General features: G+C 73.3%; 21 protein-coding genes. 16 read left to right on the top strand and 5 right to left on the bottom strand.

The annotated features are described in order from the left end of the window. Positions 1–337: 337 nt before the first annotated feature. The 9 genes from ACTWQC_RS28800 (at position 338) to ACTWQC_RS28760 (ending at position 12,093) form a co-directional block, all read left to right on the top strand. Positions 338–1,990 carry a CTP synthase gene (locus ACTWQC_RS28800; RefSeq protein ID WP_443318750.1) on the top strand — a complete coding sequence of 551 codons (1,653 nt, stop codon included), beginning with the start codon at positions 338–340 and terminating at the stop codon, positions 1,988–1,990. Between the two features lie 77 nt (positions 1,991–2,067). Further along, a complete protein-coding gene (locus ACTWQC_RS28795) occupies positions 2,068–2,709 on the top strand; it encodes an NUDIX domain-containing protein (RefSeq protein WP_443318749.1) in 642 nt (213 codons plus the stop codon). Between the two features lie 213 nt (positions 2,710–2,922). Further along, complete coding sequence (locus tag ACTWQC_RS28790) at positions 2,923–5,070, top strand: tetratricopeptide repeat protein (protein ID WP_443318748.1); 2,148 nt, start codon at positions 2,923–2,925, stop codon at positions 5,068–5,070. A gap of 132 nt (positions 5,071–5,202) precedes the next feature. Further along, complete coding sequence (gene ald, locus ACTWQC_RS28785; protein WP_443318772.1) at positions 5,203–6,318, top strand: alanine dehydrogenase; 1,116 nt, start codon at positions 5,203–5,205, stop codon at positions 6,316–6,318. 411 nt (positions 6,319–6,729) lie between these two features. Next, the gene (locus ACTWQC_RS28780) at positions 6,730–7,890 is read left to right on the top strand and encodes a ParA family protein (protein ID WP_443318747.1); all 1,161 of its coding nucleotides are present in this window, start codon (positions 6,730–6,732) and stop codon (positions 7,888–7,890) included. Further along, a complete protein-coding gene (locus ACTWQC_RS28775) occupies positions 7,887–8,627 on the top strand; it encodes a hypothetical protein (RefSeq protein WP_443318746.1) in 741 nt (246 codons plus the stop codon). Before ACTWQC_RS28780 ends, ACTWQC_RS28775 begins: the two co-directional genes overlap by 4 nt. A 117-nt stretch (positions 8,628–8,744) precedes the next feature. Then, a complete protein-coding gene (locus ACTWQC_RS28770) occupies positions 8,745–10,313 on the top strand; it encodes a segregation/condensation protein A (protein WP_443318745.1) in 1,569 nt (522 codons plus the stop codon). Further along, positions 10,310–11,056 carry an SMC-Scp complex subunit ScpB gene (scpB, locus tag ACTWQC_RS28765; protein WP_443318744.1) on the top strand — a complete coding sequence of 249 codons (747 nt, stop codon included), beginning with the start codon at positions 10,310–10,312 and terminating at the stop codon, positions 11,054–11,056. The genes ACTWQC_RS28770 and scpB overlap by 4 nt, the downstream gene beginning before the upstream one ends. Beyond that, entirely contained in the window at positions 11,056–12,093 is a 1,038-nt protein-coding gene (locus ACTWQC_RS28760) for a pseudouridine synthase (protein ID WP_443318743.1), read from the top strand. The genes scpB and ACTWQC_RS28760 overlap by 1 nt, the downstream gene beginning before the upstream one ends. Positions 12,094–12,150: 57 nt before the next feature. Here the strand turns inward: ACTWQC_RS28760 and ACTWQC_RS28755 are convergent, their stop codons facing one another. Then, positions 12,151–12,513, bottom strand: coding sequence for a DUF952 domain-containing protein (locus ACTWQC_RS28755; RefSeq protein WP_443318742.1), 363 nt, complete (start codon positions 12,511–12,513; stop codon positions 12,151–12,153). A gap of 112 nt (positions 12,514–12,625) precedes the next feature. Here ACTWQC_RS28755 and aroH point away from each other — a divergent pair, with 112 nt between their 5' ends. The 5 genes from aroH (at position 12,626) to der (ending at position 17,146) form a co-directional block, all read left to right on the top strand. Further along, positions 12,626–12,988, top strand: a complete 363-nt coding sequence (gene aroH / locus ACTWQC_RS28750; protein WP_443318741.1) for a chorismate mutase — start codon at positions 12,626–12,628, stop codon at positions 12,986–12,988. Further along, positions 12,985–14,070 carry a prephenate dehydrogenase gene (locus ACTWQC_RS28745; protein ID WP_443318740.1) on the top strand — a complete coding sequence of 362 codons (1,086 nt, stop codon included), beginning with the start codon at positions 12,985–12,987 and terminating at the stop codon, positions 14,068–14,070. Before aroH ends, ACTWQC_RS28745 begins: the two co-directional genes overlap by 4 nt. 148 nt (positions 14,071–14,218) lie before the next feature. Continuing rightward, positions 14,219–14,920 (top strand): (d)CMP kinase, encoded by a 702-nt coding sequence (gene cmk, locus ACTWQC_RS28740; protein ID WP_443318739.1) that lies wholly within the window; start codon positions 14,219–14,221, stop codon positions 14,918–14,920. Next, positions 14,881–15,618: a lysophospholipid acyltransferase family protein gene (locus ACTWQC_RS28735; RefSeq protein WP_443318738.1), complete on the top strand. Its 738-nt coding sequence runs from the start codon at positions 14,881–14,883 to the stop codon at positions 15,616–15,618. The genes cmk and ACTWQC_RS28735 overlap by 40 nt, the downstream gene beginning before the upstream one ends. A gap of 67 nt (positions 15,619–15,685) precedes the next feature. Then, on the top strand, positions 15,686–17,146 hold the full coding sequence (gene der, locus ACTWQC_RS28730) for a ribosome biogenesis GTPase Der (RefSeq protein WP_443318737.1): 1,461 nt from the start codon (positions 15,686–15,688) through the stop codon (positions 17,144–17,146). 39 nt (positions 17,147–17,185) lie between these two features. Here the strand turns inward: der and ACTWQC_RS28725 are convergent, their stop codons facing one another. Then, positions 17,186–17,461: a hypothetical protein gene (locus ACTWQC_RS28725; RefSeq protein ID WP_443318736.1), complete on the bottom strand. Its 276-nt coding sequence runs from the start codon at positions 17,459–17,461 to the stop codon at positions 17,186–17,188. A 221-nt stretch (positions 17,462–17,682) separates the two neighbouring features. Next, on the bottom strand, positions 17,683–18,552 hold the full coding sequence (locus tag ACTWQC_RS28720; RefSeq protein ID WP_443318735.1) for a hypothetical protein: 870 nt from the start codon (positions 18,550–18,552) through the stop codon (positions 17,683–17,685). Between the two features lie 527 nt (positions 18,553–19,079). Between ACTWQC_RS28720 and ACTWQC_RS28715 the strand changes: the two genes are divergently transcribed. Together ACTWQC_RS28715 and ACTWQC_RS28710 are read left to right on the top strand one after the other, a co-directional pair. Then, positions 19,080–19,706 carry a transglycosylase family protein gene (locus ACTWQC_RS28715; protein ID WP_443318734.1) on the top strand — a complete coding sequence of 209 codons (627 nt, stop codon included), beginning with the start codon at positions 19,080–19,082 and terminating at the stop codon, positions 19,704–19,706. Positions 19,707–19,868: 162 nt separating this feature from the next. Then, on the top strand, positions 19,869–21,194 hold the full coding sequence (locus ACTWQC_RS28710) for a transglycosylase family protein (RefSeq protein ID WP_443318733.1): 1,326 nt from the start codon (positions 19,869–19,871) through the stop codon (positions 21,192–21,194). Here the strand turns inward: ACTWQC_RS28710 and ACTWQC_RS28705 are convergent. Then, positions 21,106–21,828, bottom strand: coding sequence for an ATP-binding cassette domain-containing protein (locus tag ACTWQC_RS28705; RefSeq protein WP_443318732.1), 723 nt, complete (start codon positions 21,826–21,828; stop codon positions 21,106–21,108). The two genes, ACTWQC_RS28710 and ACTWQC_RS28705, sit on opposite strands and share 89 nt — an antisense overlap. Then, positions 21,825–24,953 (bottom strand): ABC transporter permease subunit, encoded by a 3,129-nt coding sequence (locus ACTWQC_RS28700; protein WP_443318771.1) that lies wholly within the window; start codon positions 24,951–24,953, stop codon positions 21,825–21,827. The genes ACTWQC_RS28705 and ACTWQC_RS28700 overlap by 4 nt, the downstream gene beginning before the upstream one ends. Positions 24,954–25,215: the final 262 nt, after the last annotated feature.

The raw sequence follows: 25,215 nt of genomic DNA, 5'->3' as shown, positions 1-25,215 counted from the left end.
ACCGGCTCGCTCGCTGATGTGTCCGAGCAGGATACGACGCTCAGTAGCGATCTGCGCGACCCTCTCGGCAACCTTCCTGATCCGGAAGGGTGAGCCGCCTGGGACACCCGGATGGCGGCCTTTCCCGTGCCGGATACTGCGCGGAAGGCTGGAAGCGGTCTCGCGTTGTCGCTGATACCCTGGTAGCCCGTGGACCGGTGGGCCCCCACCCCAGGTGAAGGCACCCCGAACCGCAGCGACGGCATCCCCTCGGCACCATCTCGGACCAGGGTACGTGCCGGCCCGCTTTTCACGACGCGACCACGGGAGCCCCCTCTTGGCACTGCCGCCCAAATCCATGACGACCAGGCACCTCTTCGTCACCGGGGGTGTCGCCTCCTCGCTCGGCAAGGGGCTCACGGCCTCCAGCCTGGGCGCGCTGCTCAAGGCGCGGGGCCTGCGGGTCACGATGCAGAAGCTCGACCCGTACCTCAACGTCGACCCCGGCACGATGAACCCCTTCCAGCACGGTGAGGTATTCGTCACGAACGACGGTGCCGAGACGGATCTGGACATCGGCCACTACGAGCGTTTCCTGGACGTCGACCTCGACGGCTCGGCCAACGTCACGACCGGGCAGGTCTACTCGACGGTGATCGCCAAGGAGCGGCGCGGCGAGTACCTGGGCGACACCGTGCAGGTCATCCCGCACATCACCAACGAGATCAAGCACCGCATCCGCCGTATGGCCACCGACGACGTGGACGTCGTGATCACCGAGGTCGGCGGCACGGTCGGGGACATCGAGTCGCTGCCTTTCCTCGAGGCCGTCCGCCAGGTCAGGCACGAGGTCGGCCGGGACAACGTCTTCTTCGTCCACGTGTCCCTGCTCCCGTACATCGGACCCTCGGGCGAGCTGAAGACCAAGCCGACCCAGCACTCGGTGGCGGCGCTGCGCAACATCGGTATCCAGCCGGACGCGATCGTGCTGCGCGCCGACCGCGACGTCCCGCAGTCCATCAAGCGCAAGATCTCGCTCATGTGCGACGTCGACGAGTCCGCGGTGGTCGCCGCCATCGACGCCAAGTCGATCTACGACATCCCGAAGGTGCTGCACAGCGAGGGCCTCGACGCGTACGTGGTGCGCCGCCTCGACCTGCCGTTCCGGGACGTCGACTGGACCCAGTGGGACGACCTGCTCAAGCGTGTCCACCAGCCGGAGCACGAGGTCACGGTCGGCCTGGTCGGCAAGTACATCGACCTGCCCGACGCCTATCTCTCGGTCACCGAGGCGCTGCGCGCGGGCGGCTTCGCCAACAACGCGCGCGTGAAGATCAAGTGGGTGGTCTCCGACGACTGCAAGACCGCGGCGGGGGCCAAGCGGCAGCTCGCCGACGTCGATGCGGTCTGTGTGCCCGGAGGCTTCGGCGAGCGGGGTGTCGAGGGCAAGGTTTCGGCCATCACCTACGCCCGCGAGAACAAGATCCCCCTGCTGGGCCTGTGCCTGGGTCTGCAGTGCATCGTCATCGAGGCCGCGCGGAACCTCGCGGGCATCGACGACGCGAACTCCACCGAGTTCGAACCGGCCACCGGCCACCCGGTCATCTCCACCATGGCCGAGCAGCTCGACATCGTCGCCGGCGAGGGCGACATGGGCGGCACCATGCGGCTCGGCATGTACCCGGCGAAGCTCGCCGAGGGCTCCATCGTCCGCGAGGTCTACGGCGACCAGCCGTACGTCGAGGAGCGCCACCGCCACCGCTACGAGGTCAACAACGCCTACCGCACCGAGCTCGAGAAGAACGGCCTGGTCTTCTCCGGCACCTCCCCGGACAACAAGCTGGTGGAGTACGTGGAGTACCCCCGCGACACCCACCCGTACCTCGTCGCCACCCAGGCCCACCCCGAGCTGCGCTCCCGCCCGACCCGCCCCCACCCGCTCTTCGCGGGCCTGGTGAAGGCGGCCGTCGAGCGGCAGCTGGGGGCGCGCCAGCAGGAAGCCCAGGTCTGACCGATACGGTGGGCAGGGGTACCGGGCGCCCACGGCCCGTACCCCTGCACCACTGTTTCCGCGGAGGTCTCCCACTCATGGGCCAGCACACCCAGCGCCTGCACGACACCCCCGAGGAGTGGCAGGTCACCGACACCGCCACCCCGTTCACCGGCAACAAGACCAGCGTCCGCACGGACCGGGTCGTCATGCCGGACGGCTCCGTCGTCACCCGTGACTACCAGGTCCACCCCGGCTCGGTGGCGGTCGTCGCCCTCGACGACCACGACCGCGTCATCGTGCTGCGCCAGTACCGCCACCCGGTGCGGCAGAAGCTCTGGGAGATCCCCGCCGGGCTGCTCGACGTCCCCGGCGAGAACCCGCTGCATGCGGCCCAGCGCGAGCTGCACGAGGAGGCGCACGTCAAGGCCGAGGACTGGCGGGTCCTCGCCGACGTCTACACGACGCCGGGCGGCTGCGACGAGGCCGTACGGATCTTCCTCGCGCGGAACCTGTCCGAGGCCGAGGGCGAGCGTTTCGAGGTCTCGGAAGAGGAGGCCGACATGGAGTTCGCCCGGGTGCCGCTGGCGGATCTCGTACGCGGTGTGCTGGCGGGCGAGCTGCACAACAACTGCCTTGTCGTCGGCGCCCTCTCGCTCTCCGCCGCCCTCGCGGGCGACGGCATCGACTCCCTCCGCCCGGCCGACGCGCCCTGGCCGGCCCGCCCCTTCGAGGCCTGAGCGGCCTGGGGCCGACCGCGCCCCTCCGATGATCCGTTGTGGTGATCTTCGGCCCGCCCAACAGCCCTGCTCCGCACGGCCCGTCGCACAGCGTGAACTACGCTCGGACCGTTCCCGTCCGCAGCCGCGGCGGGCTCGTGCGCGTGCCGGGGTCTCTCCCCTCGCCGCGCTGCGGTATCCCTCACGCCGGAGGCAGGGAAGGGAGCGTGGCCCGTGACGGATCAGGCGCTGAACCCCGGCGGGCGGGCGCAGCCGTCCCGGGGCGGGCCCCGAGCCCGTACCGGCAGCGTGCCGCAGCTGGGGGCACTCCCCCTGGCTTCGCCGGGGGGACCCCCACCCAGGCGAAGCTCTGGGGGAGCCGCCCACGGATTCCACGGCCGCGGCCGTGAGCTCAGGTCGCTGCGCGAGGACATCGCCAAGGCCGGGCTCGACACCCTCTCCGGGCGCAACGCCGCCCGGGCCCGGGTCCTCCTCATCGCCGGCCGCCCCGGCTCGGGGCGCACCGCGCTCGCCGAGGAGTTCGCCCGGCAGGTGGCGGGCGACTACCCCGAGGGCGTGCTGCGCGCCCGGCTCACCCTGCCCGGGGGGCGGCCCGTGCCCACCGCGCGGACCGCTCGCGACCTGCTCGCCGCGCTCGGCTCCTCCGCGGCCCCCGGCTCCGACGAGGACGAGCTGACCGAGGCCCTGCGGCAGGCGCTCGCCGGGCGCAAGATCATGCTGCTCCTCGACGACGCGACCGACCCCGAGCAGGTGCACCCGCTCATTCCCGATGAGCCGGGGTGTCTCGTCCTCGCCACCTCCGAGGGCCCGCTGACCGGGGTGCCGGACGTACGGCCGTGCACCCTCGGCGGCCTCGACACCGCCGCCGCCGTCGAACTCCTCGCCGGTTACGCCGGCCGGACCCGCTTCACCGTCGATCCCGTCGCCGCCCGCTCCCTGGTCGAGGAGTGCGAGGGCCGGCCCGCCGCGCTGGTGCTCGCGGGCGGCTGGCTCGCGGCCCGCCCGAAGGCGTCGGTCGCCGATGTGACGCAGCGGCTGCGCGAACTCCCGCCGACGGAGGGGCAGGGGCAGGCCGTACGGCCGCTGGCCCGCGCCTTCCGGCTCGTGTACGAGTCGCTGCCGCCGCCCGCCGCTCGGATACTGCGGCTGCTGGTGCTGGCGCCCGCCGGCTGCGTGGACGCGCACATCGCCTCGGCGCTGGCCGGGTGTTCGGTGACCGCGGGCCAGGGCTCCCTCGACCTCTTCGCCGCCCACGGGCTGCTGCGCACGGTGGAGGAGCCGGACCACGCGGGCGTGCCCCAGTACCGCCTGCCGGGCTGCCTCGCCCCGCTGCTGCGCGCGCTGCTGCGGGCTCAGGACAAGCCCGCCGAGGTACTGCTCGCCCGCGCCCGGATGCTGGAGCGGACCGTACGGCAGCTGCAGTGCTGCCGGGCCATCGCCGAACCCGTCGACTCTCCGGCCCGCACGCGGCTCGCCGGGCTGCCGAAGGCCCTGCGCTTCCCGTCCCCGCAGGCCGCCGCGGACTGGCTCGACTCGCGGCTGCCGATGCTGCTGGCCGCGGCCGTGCTCGCGGTCGAGGACGGCCAACTCGACACCCAGGCCAGGCGGCTCGTCTCCGCGCTCGCCCGGGCGCTGATCACGCACTGGGGCGAGGACGGCGCCGCACCCGAGCTCTATCCGCTGCACCAGCTGGTCCTCGACGTCGCCGAGCGGCAGGACCTGAAAGTGGAGCAGGCGGCCGCGCTGCTCAACTTGGCCGACCTCGACGTCGCGGCGGGCCGGACCGGCGAGGCGCTGCGCCGCTACCGGGGCGCGCTGGACGCCGCGCGGTCCGCGGGAGACCCGCTGCTCACCGGGCGTGCGCTGGAGTCCCTCGGCGGCACGTATCAGAAGCTGGGCGACTGGCAGCGGGCCGCGGACTGGTACGGGCGGGCGCTGTCGCTGCGGCTCGCCCGCAACGAGCCTGCCGAAGAGGCGCGGCTGTACGGGCGGCTGGGGGCGGTGCACTGCTACGCGGGCGGCTGGGGCGAGGCGCTGCGCAACTGGCGGGCGGCCGCGGCCGGCTATCGCAGGCTGCGCGACTCAGCGGGCCACGCGCGGGCACTCGGCGAGATGGCGAGGGTGCAGGAGTACGCGGGGCGGCCCGAGGAGTCGCTGCGCACCTGCGAGGAAGCGCTGACATGGGCACTGCGGGCCGGGGACCGGCGGCTCCAGGCGGCGCTGCGGCTGCGGATGGCGGACACGCTCGACCGGCTCCACGACCCCGCGGCGGCGAGCCTGCAGCGCGGGGCTGCAGAACGGCTGCTCAGCGACACGCCGGGTTCTGCCTACGAAATCCGTAGCGTCTCGCCAGAAGATTGATGCATTGAAAGGCTAGACAGCGCGACGTCCTTCAATAGACTGGTCGAGCCGCAGATTGGTGCGGCCGCACCCCGTATGCAGTCGCATGCTGGGTTTTGTACGTAATCCGCTGATTCAAGGACCGTGATCGACGTGAAGGTCGGCATCCCCCGCGAGGTCAAGAACAACGAGTTCCGTGTGGCCATCACCCCCGCCGGCGTGCTCGAGCTCGTCCGAGGCGGCCACCAGGTCTTCGTGGAGCAGGGCGCCGGCCTGGGCTCCTCCATCCCGGATGAGGAGTACGTCTCGGCCGGGGCGAACATCCTCCCCACCGCCGACGAGGTCTGGGCGACCGCCGACCTGCTGCTGAAGGTGAAGGAGCCGATCGCCGAGGAGTACCACCGCCTCCGCAAGGATCAGACGCTCTTCACCTACCTGCACCTGGCGGCCTCCCGCGAGTGCACGGACGCGCTCCTGGAGTCCGGCACCACCGCCATCGCGTACGAGACGGTGGAGACCGCGAACCGCGCGCTGCCGCTGCTCGCCCCGATGTCCGAGGTCGCGGGCCGGATCGCCCCGCAGGTCGGCGCGTACCACCTGATGCGCTCGGCCGGCGGCCGCGGCGTGCTGCCGGGCGGCGTCCCCGGCGTGGCCCCGGCCAAGGCCGTCGTCATCGGCGGCGGCGTCTCCGGCTGGGAGGCCGCGCAGATCGCCATCGGCATGGGCTTCCGCGTCACGCTGCTCGACAAGGACATCAACAAGCTGCGCGAGGCCGACAGGATCTTCGGCGCCAAGATCCAGCCGATCGTCTCCAACGCCCTCGAGCTGGAGAAGGCCGTCCTCGACGCCGACCTCGTCATCGGTGCGGTGCTCATCCCGGGCGCCAAGGCGCCGAAGCTGGTCACCAACGAGCTGGTGTCCCGGATGAAGCCCGGAAGTGTGCTTGTCGACATTGCGATCGACCAGGGCGGCTGCTTCGAGGACTCCCGTCCCACCACGCACGCCGAGCCGACCTTCCGGGTCCACAACTCGGTCTTCTACTGCGTCGCCAACATGCCGGGCGCGGTGCCCAACACCTCGACGTACGCGCTGACCAACGCCACGCTGCCGTACATCGTGGAGCTGGCCAACCGCGGCTGGGTCGAGGCGCTGCGCCGCGACGCCGCGCTGGCCCGGGGCCTCAACACCCATGACGGGCAGGTCGTTTACGGCCCGGTGGCGCAGGCGCACGGTCTGCAGTCCGTGGAGCTGAGCTCGCTTCTCGGCTGAGTATTCGGGCTGTCACCCGGGCGGGCGTCAACACGCGTCGTCAACATCGTCAACATCGCTTCTCCGGCCGGGCCTTGTCCATTAGGGTCCGGCCGGAGACGTGGAAAACGTTTCCGATTGCCGTGTCAACTCGCCTTGGAACGTAACTCTTTAACCGATTCGCACGCCCGCACCTCGCACGCCGTGACCCGCGATCGAGCTCCTCACGCCCTTGACAGAAGGGTGTTCGGATGCCGACACATCGTGCCGGGTCCGGTGGATTGTGTTGCTGTGAACCATCGACACGCCATAGAGTCGCCAACCGTCGGCATGGTGTCACGCTGACCTATCGATAAATTTCTGACCGCATCCAAGGAGGTAAGACGACTTGTGAATGAGTCGACATTTACTCCCGGAGGTGGTCAACCAGGGATGGGCCCCCTACGTCCAGTGGGCGTGGAGGTGCCCCCAGCGCGGGGCCAGGGTCCCTCTGGGCTCGAGACTGTCGGCTCCGTCGCTGTCAACACCTTGAAAGCCCGCCAGAGCAGCCCGAGCATGACAGCCCACCAGAGCATGGACGGCCACCACGTGAACGCCATGGCCGGCGACCAGCGCGGCAATGACCCCGCCACCCGTTTCGCCGACTACGACGACCTGCCCGAGGGGCACTTCTACGACCCCGACGCCGAGTACGAGCCGGACCCCGAGTACGCGGCCACGCTCGCCCCGGACGCTGCCCGCCAGCGCCGGGAGCGCATCGGCCCGACCGGTCGCCCCCTGCCGTACTTCCCGATCCCGGGCCCGCTGACCGACCACGGCCCCGCGAAGATCATCGCGATGTGCAACCAGAAGGGCGGGGTCGGCAAGACCACCTCGACCATCAACCTGGGCGCGGCACTCGCGGAGTACGGACGCCGGGTGCTGCTGGTCGACTTCGACCCGCAGGGCGCGCTGTCCGTGGGCCTCGGCGTCAACCCGATGGAGCTCGACCTGACGGTCTACAACCTGCTCATGGAGCGGGGCATGGCGGCCGACGAGGTGCTCCTCAAGACGGCCGTGCCCAACATGGATCTGCTGCCCAGCAATATCGATTTGTCAGCGGCGGAAGTGCAGTTGGTCAGCGAGGTCGCCCGGGAGTCCACGCTCCAGCGGGCGTTGAAGCCGCTGATGGCCGACTACGACTACATCGTCATCGACTGCCAGCCCTCGCTCGGCCTGCTCACCGTCAACGCGCTCACCGCGGCCCACAAGGTGATCGTGCCGCTGGAGTGCGAGTTCTTCGCGCTGCGCGGCGTCGCGCTGCTCACCGAGACGATCGAGAAGGTGCAGGAGCGGCTCAACCCGGAGCTCGAACTCGACGGCATCCTCGCCACGATGTACGACTCGCGCACGGTGCACAGCCGCGAGGTCCTCGCGCGCGTGGTCGAGGCGTTCGACGATCACGTCTACCACACGGTGATCGGCCGTACGGTCCGCTTCCCCGAGACCACGGTCGCGGGCGAACCGATCACCACGTACGCCTCCAACTCCGTTGGTGCCGCCGCGTATCGCCAGCTCGCCAGGGAGGTGCTCGCCCGGTGCCACGCCGAGTGAGTCTCCCGGGGGCCGACGAACTGTTCCGCACCACCGGAGGGACGGCACTCCAGCCGTCGTCCCCCCGGCAGCACGCCAACGGAGAGACACCCGGGTCGGCGCCGCGGGTGCCCGCCCCGGCGGGCGAGCAGGACCCGGCGGCGAAGTCGGGACCGGGCGCGAAGTCCGGATCGGGAGCGAAGCCGGGGCCGGGCGGGAAGCCGGGGCCGGGCGGAAAGGGCGGGCCGGGGCCCGCGGCGCCGTCCGCGCCGTCCGGCGAGGGGGCTTCCCCATCCGGTACGGGGTCCAAGCCCGGTGCGCCGGGCGACGCCGCCCCGGCCGAGCACAGCGGGCGGGAGAGCGACGACGGGAAGTCCGCGGAGGTCCGTACGCCGCCGCAGGCCGCCAGGTCCAAGGGCCGCGCCGCCCAGGAAGGGCCCGGCGCCCCGCGCCCGGCGACCGGCGCGAACCCCTCCACGTCCGCGCAGACCGCGGGAGGTCAGGCCCAGGCCCGGCGCCGCTCCCGCAACGCGCCCCGCCGCCCCAGCGGCCGGGAGCGCCACGACGAGAAGATCACCGTCTATGTCTCCGCCGAGGAGCTCATGGACCTCGAGCACGCGCGGCTGGTCCTGCGCGGCGAGCACGGGCTCGCCGTCGACCGCGGCCGGATCGTCCGCGAGGCGGTCGCGGTCGTCCTGGCGGACCTCGAGTCGCGCGGCGACGCGAGCATCCTGGTCCGCCGCCTGCGCGGGCGCTGACCCCGGCCGCGGGCCACGGGAGGTAACCTGCCGTTTCCGCGGGCTGACCCCTGGCGTCCGGCCCGGCGACCCCCCGCCCCTGGCTTCCGCCCGGGAACCCCAGCCACCTGGACCGTAATGCCGACGAACGACGCCCCCGCGCCCCGCACCCCCCGCCGCACCCTGGGTCGCGGCCCCGGCACGAGCCCGCTCGCCGCGGGGGCCGCTGCCGCGCAGGAGCCCGCTTCCGTCCGGACGGAGGAGGCGCCGCTGGACCCGACTACGGCCCCGGAACCGCGGCCCGAGCCGGAACCGCGCCGCGAGCCGGAGTCGCGGCCGGAGCTGGAGTCGCGGCCGGAGCCGGAGTCCGCTCCGGGCCCGGCGGAAGAGGCGTCGGAGGAGCCCACTGCGGCGCCGGAACAGGTGCTGCAGCCGCAGCTCGAGCCGGAGCCGGTGCCGGAACCGCGTTCAGAGCCTGGGCCCCCTCCGGCCTCGGCGGAAGAGGCGCTGGAGGAGCCCCCTTCGACGCCGGAACAGGTGCTGCAGCCGCGCCCCGAGCCGGAGCCGCGCCCCGAGCCGGAGCCGCGCCGCGAGCCGGAGCCGCGGTCCGAGCCGCAGCCGCGCCCCGAGCCGGAGCCGCGGTCCGAGTTGGAGTCTGCTTCGGAGGCGCCGGAGAGCATCTCCGTGCTGACGGAAGAGGCGACGCGGGAGGCCGGTGCGTCCGCGGGCCGTGAGGGGGCGCCCCGTCCCGGCTCGGAGCCCTCCCCGCCGGCTCAGGGAGCCGGGCGCTCGGCCGACACCGAGGCCCCTGCGGCGCGGCCGGGGGACGCCGAGGACGGCGCGGCCGACGACGCTGCACCCGGCGCCGCGGCGGCTTCCGACGAGGCCGCCGGGCGGTTCACCGTGCGGCTGGCCAACTTCGAAGGGCCCTTCGACCTGCTGCTGCAGCTCATCTCGAAGCACAAACTGGATGTCACCGAGGTCGCGCTCTCCAAGGTCACCGACGAGTTCATGGCACACATCCGGGCCATGGGGCCGGACTGGGATCTCGACCAGACCACCGAGTTCCTGGTCGTCGCCGCGACCCTGCTCGACCTCAAGGCCGCCCGGCTGCTGCCCGCCGCGGAGGTCGAGGACGAGGCCGATCTCGCGCTCCTCGAGGCCCGCGACCTGCTGTTCGCCCGCCTCCTCCAGTACCGCGCGTACAAGCAGATCGCGGAGATCTTCAACGACCGGCTGGCCGCCGAGGCCCGCCGCCACCCCCGTACAGTCGGCCTTGAGCCGCATCACGCCGAGCTGCTCCCCGAAGTCGTCATCAGCATCGGCCCTGAGGGCTTTGCGAAGCTCGCCGTGAAGGCGATGCAGCCCAAGGCCAAGCCGCAGGTGTACGTCGACCACATCCACGCCCCGCTGGTCAGCGTGCGCGAGCAGGCCGAGCTGATGATCGCGCGGCTGCGGGAGGCAGGCGAGGAGAGCTTCCAGGCGCTCATCGAGGACGCCCCGGACACGCTCACCGTCGTCGCCCGCTTCCTCGCGTTGCTCGAGCTCTACCGCGAGCGCGCGGTCGTGCTCGACCAGGAGGAGGCCCTCGGCGCGCTCGTCGTCCGGTGGACCGGCGGCGAGGACGGGTGGCAGCCCGTGGTCACGGACGAGTTCGACCAGGAACCGGGCGAGCGGGCCGAGGAGAAGGAGAAAGAGAAGGCATGAGCAGCGACGACGTCGCGTACGACGTGGACGCGGGCGCGGACCTGGCGCACGAGCCCCAGAGGCCCGGGACCGAGCCCGAGCCCGGGGCCGCGGCCTCCGTACTCCCCGCAGGGCCCTCCGCCGTCGCCGAGCTCGACCTCAAGCCCGCCCTGGAGGCGGTCCTCATGGTCGTCGACGAGCCCGCCACCGAGGAGCACCTCGCCAAAGTACTGGAGCGCCCGCGCCGGGCCGTCGCGGACGCACTGCGCGAGCTGTCCGACGAGTACGCGGTGCAGGGCCGCGGCTTCGATCTGCGGCTGGTCGCGGGCGGCTGGCGGTTCTACACCAGGCCCGAATACGCGGACGCCGTCGAGAGTTTCGTCCTGGACGGCCAGCAGGCCCGCCTCACCCAGGCCGCGTTGGAGACCCTGGCCGTGGTCGCGTACCGTCAGCCGGTCAGCCGGTCTCGCGTCTCGGCCGTACGCGGTGTGAACTGCGACGGCGTCATGCGCACCCTCCTCCAACGCGGTCTGCTGGAGGAGGCGGGCACGGAACCGGAAACAGGTGCGATCCTGTACAGGACGACGAACTACTTTCTGGAGCGTATGGGCCTGCGCGGCCTGGACGAGCTCCCGGAGCTCGCGCCGTTCCTCCCGGAGGTGGACGCGGTCGAGGGCGAGTCCCAGGAAGGCGTGCCGTCGTTCGATCCGGACGCTCCGGACACCGACGCAGACGACAGCGGCCACTCTCAGACGGAACATTGATGCGAAGCAGCGGCAGGAACAGCAGGGGCAGCGGTAGCCAGAACTACCGGGGCGCGGGCAACAAGCGCGACGACAAGCAGCAGCGCGCGGGCCGGCCCCGTCCCGAGGAGCGCCGCTACGACGCCGGTGGCGGAGGTCAGGGCGGCCAGGGTGGCGGCGGCCGGAAGAAGGGCGGCCCCAAGGCCGCCCCCGCCAAGGGCCGCGGCCGCGGCTCCGCGCCCGCCCGCCCCCGGGAGTACGACGCGCAGATCGAGGAGCGCAACCGCGCCCGCCACAGCAAGCCCCCGGTCAAGCTGCCCAAGACCTTCGGCGAGCCGGAGGGCGAGCGGCTGCAGAAGGTCCTCGCCCGCGCCGGCATGGGCTCCCGCCGCGCCTGCGAGGAGCTGATCGACCAGCGCCGCGTCGAGGTCAACGGCGAGGTCGTCACCGAGCAGGGCCTCCGCGTCGACCCGGAGAAGGACGAGATCAAGGTCGACGGGCTGACCGTCGCCACCCAGTCGTATCTCTTCTTCGCGCTCAACAAGCCCGCGGGCGTCGTGTCGACGATGGAGGACCCGGAAGGCCGCCAGTGCCTCGGCGACTACGTCACCAACCGCGAGACCCGACTCTTCCACGTGGGCCGTCTCGACACCGAGACCGAGGGCATCATCCTGCTCACCAACCACGGTGAGCTGGCCCACCGCCTCACCCACCCCCGGTACGGCGTACGCAAGACCTACCTCGCCGCCATCCAGGGCCCGATCCCGCGCGACCTCGGCAAGCAGCTGAAGAACGGCATCCAGCTCGAGGACGGCTACGCCAGGGCCGACCACTTCAAGGTCGTCGAGAACACCGGCAAGAACTACCTCGTCGAGGTCTCCCTGCACGAGGGCCGTAAGCACATCGTGCGCCGGATGCTCGCCGAGGCCGGCTTCCCGGTCGACAAGCTGGTGCGTACGAGCTTCGGCCCGATCGCGCTCGGCGACCAGAAGTCCGGCTGGCTGCGCCGCCTGACGAACACGGAGGTCGGGATGCTGATGCGCGAGGTCGAGCTGTAGCTCGTCAGGACCGTCAGGGCCCATCAGGCCGTCGTGCCGTCGGGGCCCGTCAGGCCGTCAGGACCAGAGGGCCAGGCCCGTCGCGTGGCCGTCCTCGTCGCGCTGGACCTCCATCATTCCGGCCACCGCGGTCCGGTTGATGTGGCCGTACACGTGCGGGAAGAGGACGCCGGGCGCGGTGCCTGCCGGGGCGGGCCCGGCCGCGGGTTCCCAGCGGACGGGAGCCTCCAGGAGCTCCTCGTCGATCAGCAGGGCCATCAGCGGGCCGACCGCGTCGCGGTAGAACGCGTCGGCGACGGCGAGGGTGGTGGCCTCGTCCGGCGAGCAGTGGATGAAGCCCTCCTCGGCGAGCGTGGGAGGGGCGTACGGCCGCTCGGGGACCGCCAGCCAGTCGTCGAGTGCGACCACGTGGTAGATCATGCGCAACGTTCTACCGGACCGTCTCGCAAGGCGGTCACCCGGGATGCCGGGCCGTACGGCTGACTAGGCTGGTCGGAGCAGAGTCGCGGGACAGCGCCGAGGGAGCACGATCGTGGCGGTACGAGCGGTCCGCGGGGCCGTCCAGCTGGAGCGGGACGAGTCCGGCCACATGCACGACCAGGTCGGCGAGTTGCTCACCGCCATCCTGGAGCGCAACGGCCTCGCCGCCGACGACCTGATCAGCATCTGGTTCACGGCCACCCCCGACCTGCGCAGCGACTTCCCGGCGGCCGCGGCCCGCAAGCTCGGCATCGTCGACGTCCCGCTCATCTGCGCGCAGGAGCTGGACGTCGCGGGCGCTATGCCCCGCGTCGTACGCGTCCTCGCGCACGTCGAGACCGGCCTTGCCAAGTCCGAGGTCGCCCACGTCTACCTCGGCGCCGCCGCCGCTCTCCGCAAGGACGTCGCCCAGTGAGAACCGCCCTCGTCATCGGCACAGGACTGATCGGCACCTCGGCCGGACTCGCCCTGGCGGGCCGGGGCGTCAGGGTCCACCTCACGGACCACGACCCGGCCCAGGCCCGTACCGCCGCCGCGCTGGGGGCGGGCACCGACGAGGAGCCGGAAGGGCCGGTGGACCTGGCCATCGTCGCCGTACCGCCTGCGCACGTCGCCGCGACCGTCGCCGACGCCCAGCGTCGCGGCCTGGCCCGCGGCTACCTCGACGTGGCGAGCGTCAAGGGCGGGCCGCGCCGCGAGCTGGAGGCCCTCGGCGGCGATCTGAGCCTCTACCTCGGTACGCACCCCATGTCGGGGCGGGAGCGCTCCGGGCCGCTCGCCGCGACCGCCGACCTCTTCGAGGGGCGGCCCTGGGTGCTGACCCCGACCCCGGACACCGACACCGAGGTGCTCAACCTCGCGCTCGAGCTCGTCGCCCTGTGCCGGGCCGTGCCGGTGGTGATGGACGCCGACGCCCACGACCGGGCGGTCGCCCTCGTCTCGCACACCCCGCAGCTGCTGTCCAGCATGGTCGCCGCCCGGCTGGAGCGGGCCGACGAGACCGCCGTACGGCTGTGCGGCCAGGGCATCAGGGACGTCACGCGGATCGCGGCCTCCGACCCCGCCATGTGGATCGACATCCTGTCGGCGAACCCGGGTCCTGTGGCCGACGTCCTCGCCGGCGTCGCCGCCGACCTCGACGAGACGGTGGAGGCGCTGCGGGCCCTGCAGTCGGCCGACGAGGACAAGCGGCGGGACGGCGCGACCGGCATCGAGGACGTGCTGCGGCGCGGGAACGCGGGCCGGGAGCGGGTGCCGGGCAAGCACGGCGCGGCCCCGGCGACGTACGAGGTCGTCACCGTCCTCATCGGGGACCAGCCGGGCGAGCTGGGCCGGATCTTCTCCGACGCGGGCCGCTCCGGGGTCAACATCGAGGACGTGCGGATCGAGCACGCGACCGGGCAGCAGGCGGGCCTGATCCAGCTCATGGTGGAGCCGGCCACGGCTCCTGTCCTGACCGCGGCCCTCCGCGAGCGCGGCTGGTCCATCCGGCAGTAGGTCCGGCGGCAGATCCGGCGGTGAGGGAGGCGGGGAGCGGGCGCGGGAGGAGGGCTGCGCAAGGCGGCCCCGCCAGCCAGTAACCTTGTCCGAAGGCTCGACCAGCCCCCGCAGCCCCGCCCGTGTCACAGGAAAGGTGTTCGTCACCGTGGAAACCGCCGCCAGGACCGCACCGGCAACAGTGATTGTCGCCATCGACGGCCCCGCAGGCACGGGCAAGTCGAGCACCTCGAAGGCCGTGGCGGCCAAGCTCGGCTTCGGCTACCTGGACACCGGAGCCCAGTACCGGGCGATCACCTGGTGGATGCTGGCCAACGGCATCGACGTCAACGACCCCGCCGCCGTCGCCACCGCCGCCGCCAAGCCCGCCATCGTCTCCGGCACCGACCCGGCCGCCCCGACGATCACCGTCGACGGCACGGACGTCTCGGGCCCGATCCGTACCAAGGACGTCACCGCCGCGGTCAGCGCCGTCAGCGCGGTCCCCGAGGTGCGCGCCCGGATCACCGACCTGCAGCGCTCCATCGCGGCGACCGCCGAGCCCGGCATCGTCGTGGAGGGCCGCGACATCGGCTCGACCGTACTGCCGGACGCCGACGTCAAGGTCTTCCTGACCGCGTCCCCCGAGGCCAGGGCCGCCCGCCGCAGCGGGGAGCTCAAGGGCAAGGAGGCCGCGGACCTGGCCGCGACGCAGGCCGCGCTCGCCAAGCGGGACCACGCCGACTCCAACCGCAAGACCTCGCCGCTCACCAAGGCGGAGGACGCGGTCGAGGTGGACACCACCGAGCTCACCCTCGACCAGGTCATCGAGTGCGTCGTGACCCTCATCGAGGAGAAGCGGTCCGCGTGACCACGCTCGACACGCTGCCCAGCGCGGGCGGCGCGGCGGTCGGCCGCCGGATGGGCATCGGCATCGTGCACGGGCTGTGGAAGCCGCGGGTGCTCGGCGCCTGGCGGGTCCCCGCCGCGGGGCCCCTCATCCTGGCGATCAACCACTCCCACAACATCGACGGCCCGATGGTGATGGGCACGGCACCCCGGCCGGTGCACTTCCTGATCAAAAAGGAGGTGTTCACCGGCCCGCTCGACCCGTTCCTGCGCGCGATCGGGCAGGTCAAGGTCGACCGTACGGGCACCGACAGGACCGCGGTCAGCCACGCCCTCGGCGTGCTGAAGCGCGGTGGGGTGCTGGGGATCTTCCCCGAAGGCACGCGGGGCGAGGGGGACTTCGCCTCGCTGCGCGGCGGACTCGCGTACTTCGCGCTGCGCTCGGGCGCGCCGATCGTGCCGGTGGCCGTGCTGGGCAGCGCCGAGCGGGGCGGCAGGCTGGTCCGCTCGCTGCCGCCGCTGCGCAGCCGGGTCGACGTGATCTTCGGCGCCCCGTTCGAGGCAGAAGAAGGGGCGCGAAGCTCGGCCGAGGGCGGGGGTGGGAGACGGGTGGGCGGGAGCGGCCGCCGTACCCGTAAAGCGCTCGACCAGGCCACCGTGCGCATCCAGGAGCGGCTGACCGCCCACCTGGAAAACGCGAGGCGCTCCACCGGGCGCTAAGCGAGACTTGACCTGGTGATCCGCACCGGATCGCCATGGCAGATGGACGACGAGGAAACTTCACTTCATGAACGACCAGATCCACTCCGGCGACGAGCACGGCGAGCTTGGCGACGCCGAGTACACGGAGTTCATGGAGCTCGCCGCGCAGGAGGGCTTCGACCTCGAGGAGGTCGAGAGCGATCTCGCCGCCGCGGGGCACGGCCCGCTGCCCGTACTCGCCGTCATCGGACGCCCCAACGTCGGTAAGTCGACTCTGGTGAACCGGATCATCGGCCGCCGCGAAGCCGTCGTCGAGGACCGGCCGGGCGTGACCCGGGACCGGGTGACGTACGAGGCCGAGTGGGCGGGCCGCCGCTTCAAGGTCGTCGACACCGGCGGCTGGGAGCAGGACGTGCTCGGCATCGACGCGTCCGTCGCGGCCCAGGCCGAGTTCGCGATCGACGCGGCCGACGCCGTCGTCTTCGTGGTGGACGCCCAGGTCGGCGCCACCGACACCGACGAGGCCGTGGTCAAGCTGCTGCGCCGGGCGGGCAAGCCCGTCGTGCTGTGCGCCAACAAAGTCGACGGGCCCTCCGGCGAGGCCGACGCCGCGATGCTGTGGTCGCTGGGCCTCGGCGAGCCCTACCCGGTCTCCGCGCTGCACGGCCGCGGTACGGGCGACATGCTGGACGAGGTCCTGGAGGCGCTGCCCGAGGCCCCGGCCCAGACCTTCGGCGAGGCCATCGGCGGCCCGCGCCGGGTCGCGCTCATCGGCCGCCCGAATGTCGGCAAGTCGTCCCTGCTCAACAAGGTCGCGGGGGAGGAGCGCGTGGTCGTCGACGAACTGGCGGGCACCACCCGCGATCCGGTCGACGAGCTCATCGAACTCGGCGGCAGAACCTGGAAGTTCGTCGACACGGCGGGCATCCGGCGCCGCGTGCACCTCCAGGAGGGCGCGGACTACTACGCCTCGCTGCGCACCGCCGCGGCCGTGGAGAAGGCGGAGGTCGCGGTCGTCCTCATCGACGCGAGCGAGACCATCAGCGTCCAGGACCAGCGGATCATCACGATGGCCGTGGAGGCCGGGCGCGCGATGGTCATCGCGTACAACAAGTGGGACAACCTGGACGAGGAGCGCCGCTACTACCTCGAGCGCGAGATCGAGACCGAGCTGGTGCAGATCCAGTGGGCGCCGCGGGTCAACGTCTCGGCGCGCACGGGGCGGCACATGGAGAAGCTCGTCCCGGCGATCGAGACAGCCCTGGCCGGGTGGGAGACCCGGATTCCGACCGGGCGGCTGAACGCCTTCCTGGGCGAGCTGGTCGCGGCGCACCCGCACCCGATCCGCGGCGGCAAGCAGCCCCGCATCCTCTTCGGGACGCAGGCCGGAACCAAGCCGCCGCGGTTCGTGCTCTTCTCCTCCGGCTTCCTGGAGGCCGGCTACCGCCGCTTCATCGAGCGGCGGTTGCGCGAGGAGTTCGGCTTCGAGGGCACCCCGATCCAGATTTCCGTACGGGTGCGGGAGAAGCGGGGACGGAGGAAGTAGCGCCCACCGATACGGGGGTCGCTACAGGCTCGGGGGTCGCTACAGGCCGTGCTTGCGGTTGTCGCGCTGGGCGGGGGGCAGCGCGGGCGGTCCGCCCGCGCGGTGCTGTCCCCGCGCGATCGTGTCCCAGGTTCCGGCGCGCTCCCACGACCCCCGGTGCTCCCGGTTGCCGAACGGCTTGAATCCGAGGTCTTCCTCGCCCGACCGGTCGCCGGGCAGCGCCTTGAAGGAGCGGCGGTACTCGGCGTAGAGCGAGTCGTAGATCGGTGTGGCCGACTGGTTGCCGCCTGCCGGACCGTCGTGCGAGAGACGCATTCCGGGGATGTGGCTCTGGTAGGGGCTCCGGGCTGGGGGGTCGTATGCGTGCACGTATGTGCCAACGACCCCGGGACCGGTCGGATGCGGGCGCGCGGCGAAAACCCCTGTTCGGCGCGGTGTCAGCGGTGTCAGCGGTGTGTGCGGGGGGTACGGGGCGGCGGCGGCCCGGGCGGCGGGGTCCTGTTGCCCGCTCTCCGGGCCGCCGGACGGGGGTCGGGTCACGTGCCCGCCAGCGGCATGACGGCGGCGACGAGTTCGCCTCGGGCGGCGGCCTTGTCCAGGGCGTCGCGCAGCAGATCCTCGCGCGGCTGCTGGCCGATCGCGCCCACGGGAGCGGCGAACACCAGCACCTTGGAGGACCGGTTGACGGCCGTACGCCAGCCCTCGGTCACGATCATCGGCTGGTGCGCCTGCCACCACGCGGTCGGCTGGCCGCCTCCGCCGGTGCCGGGCATCAGGATGGCGTGCAGCTGACCCATGGCGAGCAGGACCGACCAGCCCGCGAGCGGCGGAGGCACCTTCTCGACGTCGTGGACCGGCATGAAGCCCTGCTCGATGAGCAGCGGCAGGAACTCGTCGCCGGGTCCTTCGGTGCCCGGCCGGGCGATCGGTCCCGTCGGCTCGACGACGAGCGCCGGGTACAGCTCGCCGCCGACCAGGACGAGCCCGCTGGTCACCCCGATGACCGCCTGGCGCGGCTCCAGCCCGAGGTCGTCCGGCACCGGGAGCGCGGACGCGGGATCCTGCGCGGCACCGAAGCTCGGGCCGGCGCTGGGTCCGGTACTGGGACCGGCGCCGGGACCGGCGCCGGCCTCGCCGGTGATGCTGCGCACGGCGCCCTGGAGCTGCTCCTCCGAGACCGTGACGACCTGGGAGGGGATGCAGCTGGCGTGGGCGAAGGCGAGGACCGCGGTCTCCTCCCCGACGAACAGCACGGTGCTGGTGCGCTCCTGCTCGGTGTCGCCGGGAGTGCGGCAGGAGGTGCAGTCGTAGCTGCCCGGGGCGTTCTCGCCCGCAATCAGCCGGTCGGCTTCTTCGTCGCCGATCTCGGCGCGTACGTCATCGCTGACGTCGAGCATGCGCGGCACTGGAGGGCTCCTCGCTCTCGGGGAATGGGCGCCGGTCTGAGAACCCGGCTCATAAGAGGACAACGGGTGATCTGTGGGCGGAGTCACGCGTGCCGGGCAGCCGAATCGCCTCGCCGGGCGCGGAGCGTGACGACAGTGGCGGAATGCCTCACGCATCGTCAACTCATGGGCACGGCTTGTCGGTTGAAGTAGGTGAGCTGAGCCACACGGCGACCTGGGGTGTGGTCGGCAAATCCTGAAATCCACGTACGTAGTGGGTGGCTTGAAATCGCCGATACTCGGGGTAATGGGCAACTGGCCTGGAATGACAAGAAGTTGTTTGATGTCGGTCGCGACCGCTGCCTAGATTCCCCGCCGTGTGCAACGAGCACCGCCCGGGAACGCCCGCCGCCCGCGCCCAGCACCACCGCGCGGAAGTACCACCGCACCATCCCCCCTCGGCGGGCGGGGCGGAGCGGCACGCCGTCGCCAGACGCGTACGGCAGCCGCACCGTCCGGGGGACCCCGGGTCCGTGGAGAGGGATTACATGTCCATACGTCGTCGTGAGACAGCAGCGCTCGCCGGGGCCGCCCTGCTTGCCCCGCTGGCACTGCTCGCCGCGGCCGGCCCGGCCGGCGCGGCGGACAACGGAGTGTGGGACCGCATCGCACAGTGCGAGAGCGGAGGCAACTGGCACATCAACACCGGCAACGGCTACTACGGCGGGCTGCAGTTCTCCGCCAGCACGTGGCGCGCGTACGGCGGTACGGCCTACGCGCCGACCGCCGACAAGGCGAGCCGCGCCCAGCAGATCGCCGTCGCCACCAAGGTCCAGAACGCGCAGGGCTGGGGCGCCTGGCCCACCTGCGGGGCCCGCGCCGGAGCGACCGGCGATGCGCCCGCCGCTTCTGCCCCTGCGGCCGCTTCGGGGCCCGCGGCTGAAGAGGCCCCCGCGGAGAAGCCGAAGCCGAAGCCGAGCAAGGCAGCCGTACGTGCCGCAGGTCACCCGGACCGTGGCGACGACCGCGCCAACTACACCGTCAGGAGCGGTGACACGCTGGGCGAGATCGCCACGGCCCACGGCGCGACGTGGCGGGACATCTACGCCGCCAACCGGGCCGTGATCGGCGGCGACCCGGACCTGATCATGCCCGGCCAGCGCCTCGCGGTCTGATCGACCCCGCCCCACCCGGTCCGAATCCGGCCCTGAGTGCCGTCTGTCCGAGGCCCTCTGCCCAATGGTCCGACCGGGTGGGGCTCGCCGTGTCGGAGGGCGCGGCTCCCCGGAGTACGGCGGAGAGTCTGCTTAGCGTCTGGCGGCATGTCCCATGTTCTGATGAGCAGGTCGATCGTTCTCACCCTCGCGGCGTTCATGGTCATGGCGCCGGGAGCCGCGCAGGCCGCGTCGCCCACCTCGTCCGCCGCTGACAAGGCCCCGGGCGGGTCGGGCGGCAAGACCGGCAAGGCCGGCAAGGGGGCCCAAGGCGGCAAAAGCAGCAAGAACAGCAAGGGCAGCAAAGTCAGCAAGGGCAGCAAGGGCAGCTGGAGCGGTCAGGGGGTCTGGGACCGCATCGCGGCGTGCGAGAGCAGCGGCCGCTGGCACATCAACAGCGGCAACGGCTACTACGGCGGGCTGCAGTTCCACCACCCCACCTGGGTCGCCCACGGTGGCCTGGCCTACGCCACGCGGGCCGATCTCGCAAGCAAGCAGGAACAGATCAAGGTGGCCGAGGCCGTCCGGGCCGAGCAGGGGTGGAAGGCCTGGCCGGTCTGCTCCGGCCGGGCCGGTGCCACGTCCTCCGGGCGGCGGCCGCCCAGTGGGCGGGTCCATGTCGTACGGTCCGGTGAGACGCTGTCGTCGATCGCGAATCGCTACCGGGTACCCGGCGGATGGCAGGCCCTCTACCGGGCCAACGCCGGGGCGATCGGCCCGAACCCGAACCGGCTCGTCGCCGGCACGAAGCTCCACCTTCCGGAGGGCAGCCGGGCCCCGGCCGGAACGGCGGACCGCCCCGCAGTCCGCCCGGCGAACCGTCCGATGCCGCGCCCTGCCGCCCGGCCGGGGGGCCAGAAGCGGCCGGCTGCCGCGGACCGTCCGGCGGGCCGGAAGCGGCCTGCCGCCCGTCCCTCCGGCCAGGCCGAGCAGGCTGAGCACGCCGAGTCGGCCCGTCCGCCTGCTGCGGACCGTCTGGCCGACGCGCTCCGGCCTGCGGCCCCGACTCGTCGGATCGACGGCCTGATGGAATACAGGGACCTGATCCGGCCTCAGGCCCCGGCAGGGCCTGCGGCTCCGGCAGGCCCTGTGGCTCCGGCGGGGCCTGTGGCTCCGGCAGGCCCTGTGGCCCCGGTACGGCCTGTGGCTCCGGCAAGGCCTGTGGCTCCGGCGGGGCCTGCGCCCCAGGAAGGCCCGGTGGTTCCGGCGAGCCCGGCGGCTCCCGTTCGCCCGGAGGCTCCTGACCGTCCGGCGGACCGGACCGGCACGCGGACCGGCCCGGCCGGCAGTCCCCCGGGCAGTCTCCTGAACCCGCTCCTCCCAGTGGCTCCGGCCCGTCCGGCGGACACAGCCGGTCCGGTCATCCGCCCCGCGGACCCGGCTCGCCCCAAGGGCCCGGACCGGCCGCCGGCCGTGACTCGTCCGGCAGTTCCTGCGGCTCGCCGCTGAACACCACCGCGCCGCGGCGCAGTACGTGCACCACGGACGCCTCGGTACGCAGCGCGGGCGGCAGGGACTGCTCCGCCACCGCGACGGTGCGGCCGCCCGCCGCCGCCTCGCCCAGCAGGGCGTACGTACGGGCCGCCGTCTCCGGGGACATGCCCTGGGACGGCTCGTCCAGCAGCACCAGCAGAGCCGGCGAGAGCAGCGCCCGCGCCACCGCGAGCATCCGCTGCTCGCCGCCCGAGAGCGTCGCGGCGCGGCGGTCGAGGAGCGGGCGCAGCGCGGGATAGACCTCCGTCACGGCCCGTTCGGGATCGGTGCCCGGCGGGACCGCCAGCGCCAGGTTCTCCGCCACTGTGAGGGAGGCGAAGACGGCGCGTTGGTCCGGCACGAAGGCGAGTCCGCGGCGTGCCCGGGCGTGCGCGGGCAGCCGGGTCACGTCCGCGCCGCGCCACTCCACCCGGCCCTCCGCCAGCGGGACCGTCCCCGCGAGCGCCCGCAGCACGGTCGTACGGCCCGCGCCGTTGCGGCCGAAGAGCACGGTCAGCCGGGCGGCGGGCACGGCCAGGTCCACGCCGTGCAGGGCCTCCAGCGGGCCGTAACGCACGCGCGCGTGGCGCAGCGCGATCTCCACACTCATGGCCCGGCCCCCGCGAGCACCTGGGCGGCCGGGCCCGAGGCCACGATCCGGCCTGCCGCCATCGCGTAGACCGTGTCGGCGAGGCCGCCCACCAGGTCGAGGTCGTGCTCGACGATCAGCAGCGCCATTCCGTCGGCCGCCAGGGCCCGCAGCACGCGCGCGAGGGCGGCGACTTCGGCGGTGTCGAGCCCGGCCGCGGGTTCGTCGAGCAGCAGGGTCGTGGGGCCGCCCGCCAGGGCTCGGGCCAGCTCGACCCGGCGGAGCGTGCCCGTGGACAGCCCGGCGGCGGGCGCGTCGCGCACCGGTCCTTCGAGGCCGAGCAGCCGCAGCACCGGTTCTACGGCGGCGGGGTCGCGGACCCGGCCCTGCTCGGCGCCGATCCGGACGTTCTCGGCGATGGTGAGGGAGGGGAAGACGGTGGGTTGCTGGAACGTGCGGGCGATGCCGAGGCGGGTACGGGCGTGGGCGGGGCGGCGGGTGATGTCGCGTCCGTCGAGGGCGATGAGGCCGGTGCGGGGGCGGAGGGTGCCGCACAGGCAGTGGAACAGGGTGCTCTTTCCGGCCCCGTTGGGGCCGATCAGCGCGGTGACCCGGCCGGGGGCGACGGAGATGTCCACGCTGTCGAGCGCGACGAACCCTCCGTACGACACCCGCACCCCACGCGCCGTCAGCCGGCCCCTGCGACGCCCCTCGGACGTCTGCGAGGCCGGCCTTGGGCGGCGGCCTCCGCCGCCCGCGCCCCCGGAGCCGGGGCCGACGCCCCGCCCGGACACCGCGCCGCCTCCACCCGTGGGCCCCGGGCCACGTCTGGGCGTGCCCCCGCCGATGCGCAGGCCGCCCCCTGAGAATCCCCCGCCCCCGGCCTCGCCCCCGACACCCCGGACGCCCCGGCGCTCCGCACCGAGTCCCCTACCTGCCCGCCCCTCAAGGGGCGGGCTGGTGGGACGTGTCCGGCCGGGGGCGGCGGGGGGCGACGGAGGGCTGTCCGGTTGGCGCTTCGCGCCGGGTTTCCCGGTTGCCCGCCCCTTAAGGGGCGGGTGGGCGGGAAGTGTTGCGCCGGAGGCGCGGTCTGTCCCGCCGGGGTTGCCGCCATCGTGGCCGGGCCGGGCCGCCGGGCCGGGGTTCCCGTCGCGGGAAGGGATCTGCCCCGGGCCGGGATTGGCGGCGTCGGAAGGCGGGCGCCGGGAGCCGGTCCGTGCGCCGGGTGGGCGTAGGGGGTCTGCCTGGGCGCCGGGTGACGGTAGGCGGGCGGCGATGCGTACGCCCAGGGGTGTCAGCGTCGCCGGGCCGCGTGGGGGGAACAGGCGGGTGGTCGCCGAGCGGAGGGCGGCCGGGAGACCCTCGGGGAAGCGCCCCACGAGGACCGCCAGCAAGCCGATCAGCGCCGCCGCCACACCACCCCGCGTCCCCGCGTCCAGCCCCACCAGCAGCGCCGCAGCGAGCAGCGCCCCGATCAGGCTGTCCGCCCCGAGCACCACCACGGCCGCGAACCACAGCAGCCCGCGCACCGGGTCGTACGCGGCCGGGTCGAAGGCCCGTACGCCCATGCCCAGCATTCCGCCGCCGAGCGCCGCGAGAGCCGCGCCCGCCACGAACGCCGCCAGTTTCAGTTCCGGCACCTGCACGCCGGAGGCCGCAGCGCCCGGCTCGTGGTCGCGCATCGCGGCCAGCGCACGGCCCGCGCGGCCCCTGCGCAGGGCCGCGACGGCGGCCAGCGCGCCGCCGAGCAGGGCGAGTTCGAGGACGTAGAAGGCGCGGTCGCCTTCGAAGCCCGCGGGACGGCCGAGGCCCAGACCCGACGTCGCGTACGGCTGCACGAACACGAAGCGGCTGACCGCGACCCCGATCGCGAGGGTCACCAGCGCCAGCGCGAGCCCGTGTCTGCGGATCGCGGGCCAGCCGGTGAGCAGGCCGAGCGGAGCGACCAGGACCACGGCCACGGCCAGGGCGAGGAGTTCGGGCATCGCGGGCAGGCCGGGGAAGCGCCCGGCCGCGAGCAGCGCGGTGAAGAGCGCGCCGAGCCCCGCGTACGCCGCCTGGCCGAGGGAGATCTGCCCGCCCATGCCGGTGACGACGACCAGCGAGAGCAGAACGACGGCCAGCGCGGGCACCTGCACCGACGTGTAGAGGTCCCGGCCCGCGAAGCCGAGCGGCAGGAGGAAGAGGACGCCGGCGACGAGCCAGGCGCTCGTGGTGTGCCGTCCCTGGCGCCGCATTGCGCCCGGAAGGACGGACTCCGCCTCGGCGGGGAGCCCGCGTACCGCACCGACGGCGGGCAGCGCGAGGGCGGCGACGAGCAGGGCGACGACGAAGAGGTTCGCGCTGATGGCCTGGACCAGCGGCTCCGCCCAGCCCTTCGGGTGGAGCCGCGTCATCTGACTCTGCGCCACCCCGATCGCGAGCGCCGCCCCCACCGCCACCGGCAGGCTCCGCATGGCGGCCGCGACCGCCACCGCCATGGCCTCCATGACGAGGAGCGGCAGGCCGTACGGGTCGAGCCGTACGTACGGGGCGAGCAGTACGCCGGTGAGACCCGCCGTGAACGCGCCGAAGGCCCAGCCCGCCGAGGCCACCCGGTCGGCGTCGACGCCGCCGAGCACGGCGAGCCGCCGGTTGTCGACGACCGCCCGCAGCTCCCGGCCGAAGCTCGTCCAGCGGGTCACCGCGCCGACCCCGGCGGCGAGCACGACAGCCGTGCCGAGCTGCACCCACGGGTCCTCGGGCAGCAGCACGGGTGCGTCCGCCTGGGCGCCCGGGCCCCATACGAGGGTGGCGCCGCCGACCAGGAGGACGAAGACGCCGAGCGAGGCGACGAGGGTTCTGCCCGGGCCGGCGCCGCTGAGGTCGCGGGAGCGGGAGAGCGGCCGGAAGACGGCCACGTCGAGGAGCACGCCGATCCCGGGCGCCACGATCACCAGGCTCACGGCCGCGGCCGCCGCGAGCGGCCAGTCCCACTCGACGGCGAACTGCCACATGACGTACGCCGTGACCATCGCGACGGCCCCATGGGCGAGGTTGAGCACGCCGGTGGCCCGGTAGGTGACGATCAGTCCGATGCCGGTCAGAGCGGTGGCGCTGCCGATGGCGATGCCGGCAAGGATGAGCTCATAGGTGAGCGACCCCACGGTCACGCCTCCGGCGGGGCTGGACTACCGGGCCCCGCCCGGTCCTCCGGCTCCGGCCCCGGGCCTTGCCCGGGCTCCGGCCCCTGCTCTGGCCCCGGGCCTTGCCCCGCCTCTGGCCCCTGCCCCGGCCCCCGGCCTTGCCCGGGCTCTGGTTCCGGTCGCGGCTGTGGTCCCGTGTGGCCTCCGGCCTGCGGCCCGGATCCGGGCCCGGCCTCCCCTTCGGTGCGGGCCCCGGGCCCGGACTGTTCCTGCGGTCCGGGCC

Origin of the sequence: Streptomyces sp. 8N616, assembly GCF_052246385.1 — a bacterium.
Taxonomy (GTDB): domain Bacteria; phylum Actinomycetota; class Actinomycetes; order Streptomycetales; family Streptomycetaceae; genus Streptomyces.
This window is presented reverse-complemented; position numbering and strand designations above follow the sequence as displayed.

Coding starts and splice junctions, on each gene's coding strand:
- scpB (WP_443318744.1), top strand. CDS start 10,310: ATGAGCAGCGACGACGTCGCGTACGACGTGGACGCGGGCGCGGACCTG.
- ACTWQC_RS28710 (WP_443318733.1), top strand. CDS start 19,869: ATGAGCAGGTCGATCGTTCTCACCCTCGCGGCGTTCATGGTCATGGCG.
- ACTWQC_RS28725 (WP_443318736.1), bottom strand. CDS start 17,461: ATGCGTCTCTCGCACGACGGTCCGGCAGGCGGCAACCAGTCGGCCACA.
- ACTWQC_RS28770 (WP_443318745.1), top strand. CDS start 8,745: ATGCCGACGAACGACGCCCCCGCGCCCCGCACCCCCCGCCGCACCCTG.
- ACTWQC_RS28705 (WP_443318732.1), bottom strand. CDS start 21,828: ATGAGTGTGGAGATCGCGCTGCGCCACGCGCGCGTGCGTTACGGCCCG.
- ACTWQC_RS28795 (WP_443318749.1), top strand. CDS start 2,068: ATGGGCCAGCACACCCAGCGCCTGCACGACACCCCCGAGGAGTGGCAG.
- ACTWQC_RS28800 (WP_443318750.1), top strand. CDS start 338: ATGACGACCAGGCACCTCTTCGTCACCGGGGGTGTCGCCTCCTCGCTC.
- ACTWQC_RS28780 (WP_443318747.1), top strand. CDS start 6,730: ATGGGCCCCCTACGTCCAGTGGGCGTGGAGGTGCCCCCAGCGCGGGGC.
- ACTWQC_RS28755 (WP_443318742.1), bottom strand. CDS start 12,513: ATGATCTACCACGTGGTCGCACTCGACGACTGGCTGGCGGTCCCCGAG.
- ACTWQC_RS28715 (WP_443318734.1), top strand. CDS start 19,080: ATGTCCATACGTCGTCGTGAGACAGCAGCGCTCGCCGGGGCCGCCCTG.
- ACTWQC_RS28760 (WP_443318743.1), top strand. CDS start 11,056: ATGCGAAGCAGCGGCAGGAACAGCAGGGGCAGCGGTAGCCAGAACTAC.
- der (WP_443318737.1), top strand. CDS start 15,686: ATGAACGACCAGATCCACTCCGGCGACGAGCACGGCGAGCTTGGCGAC.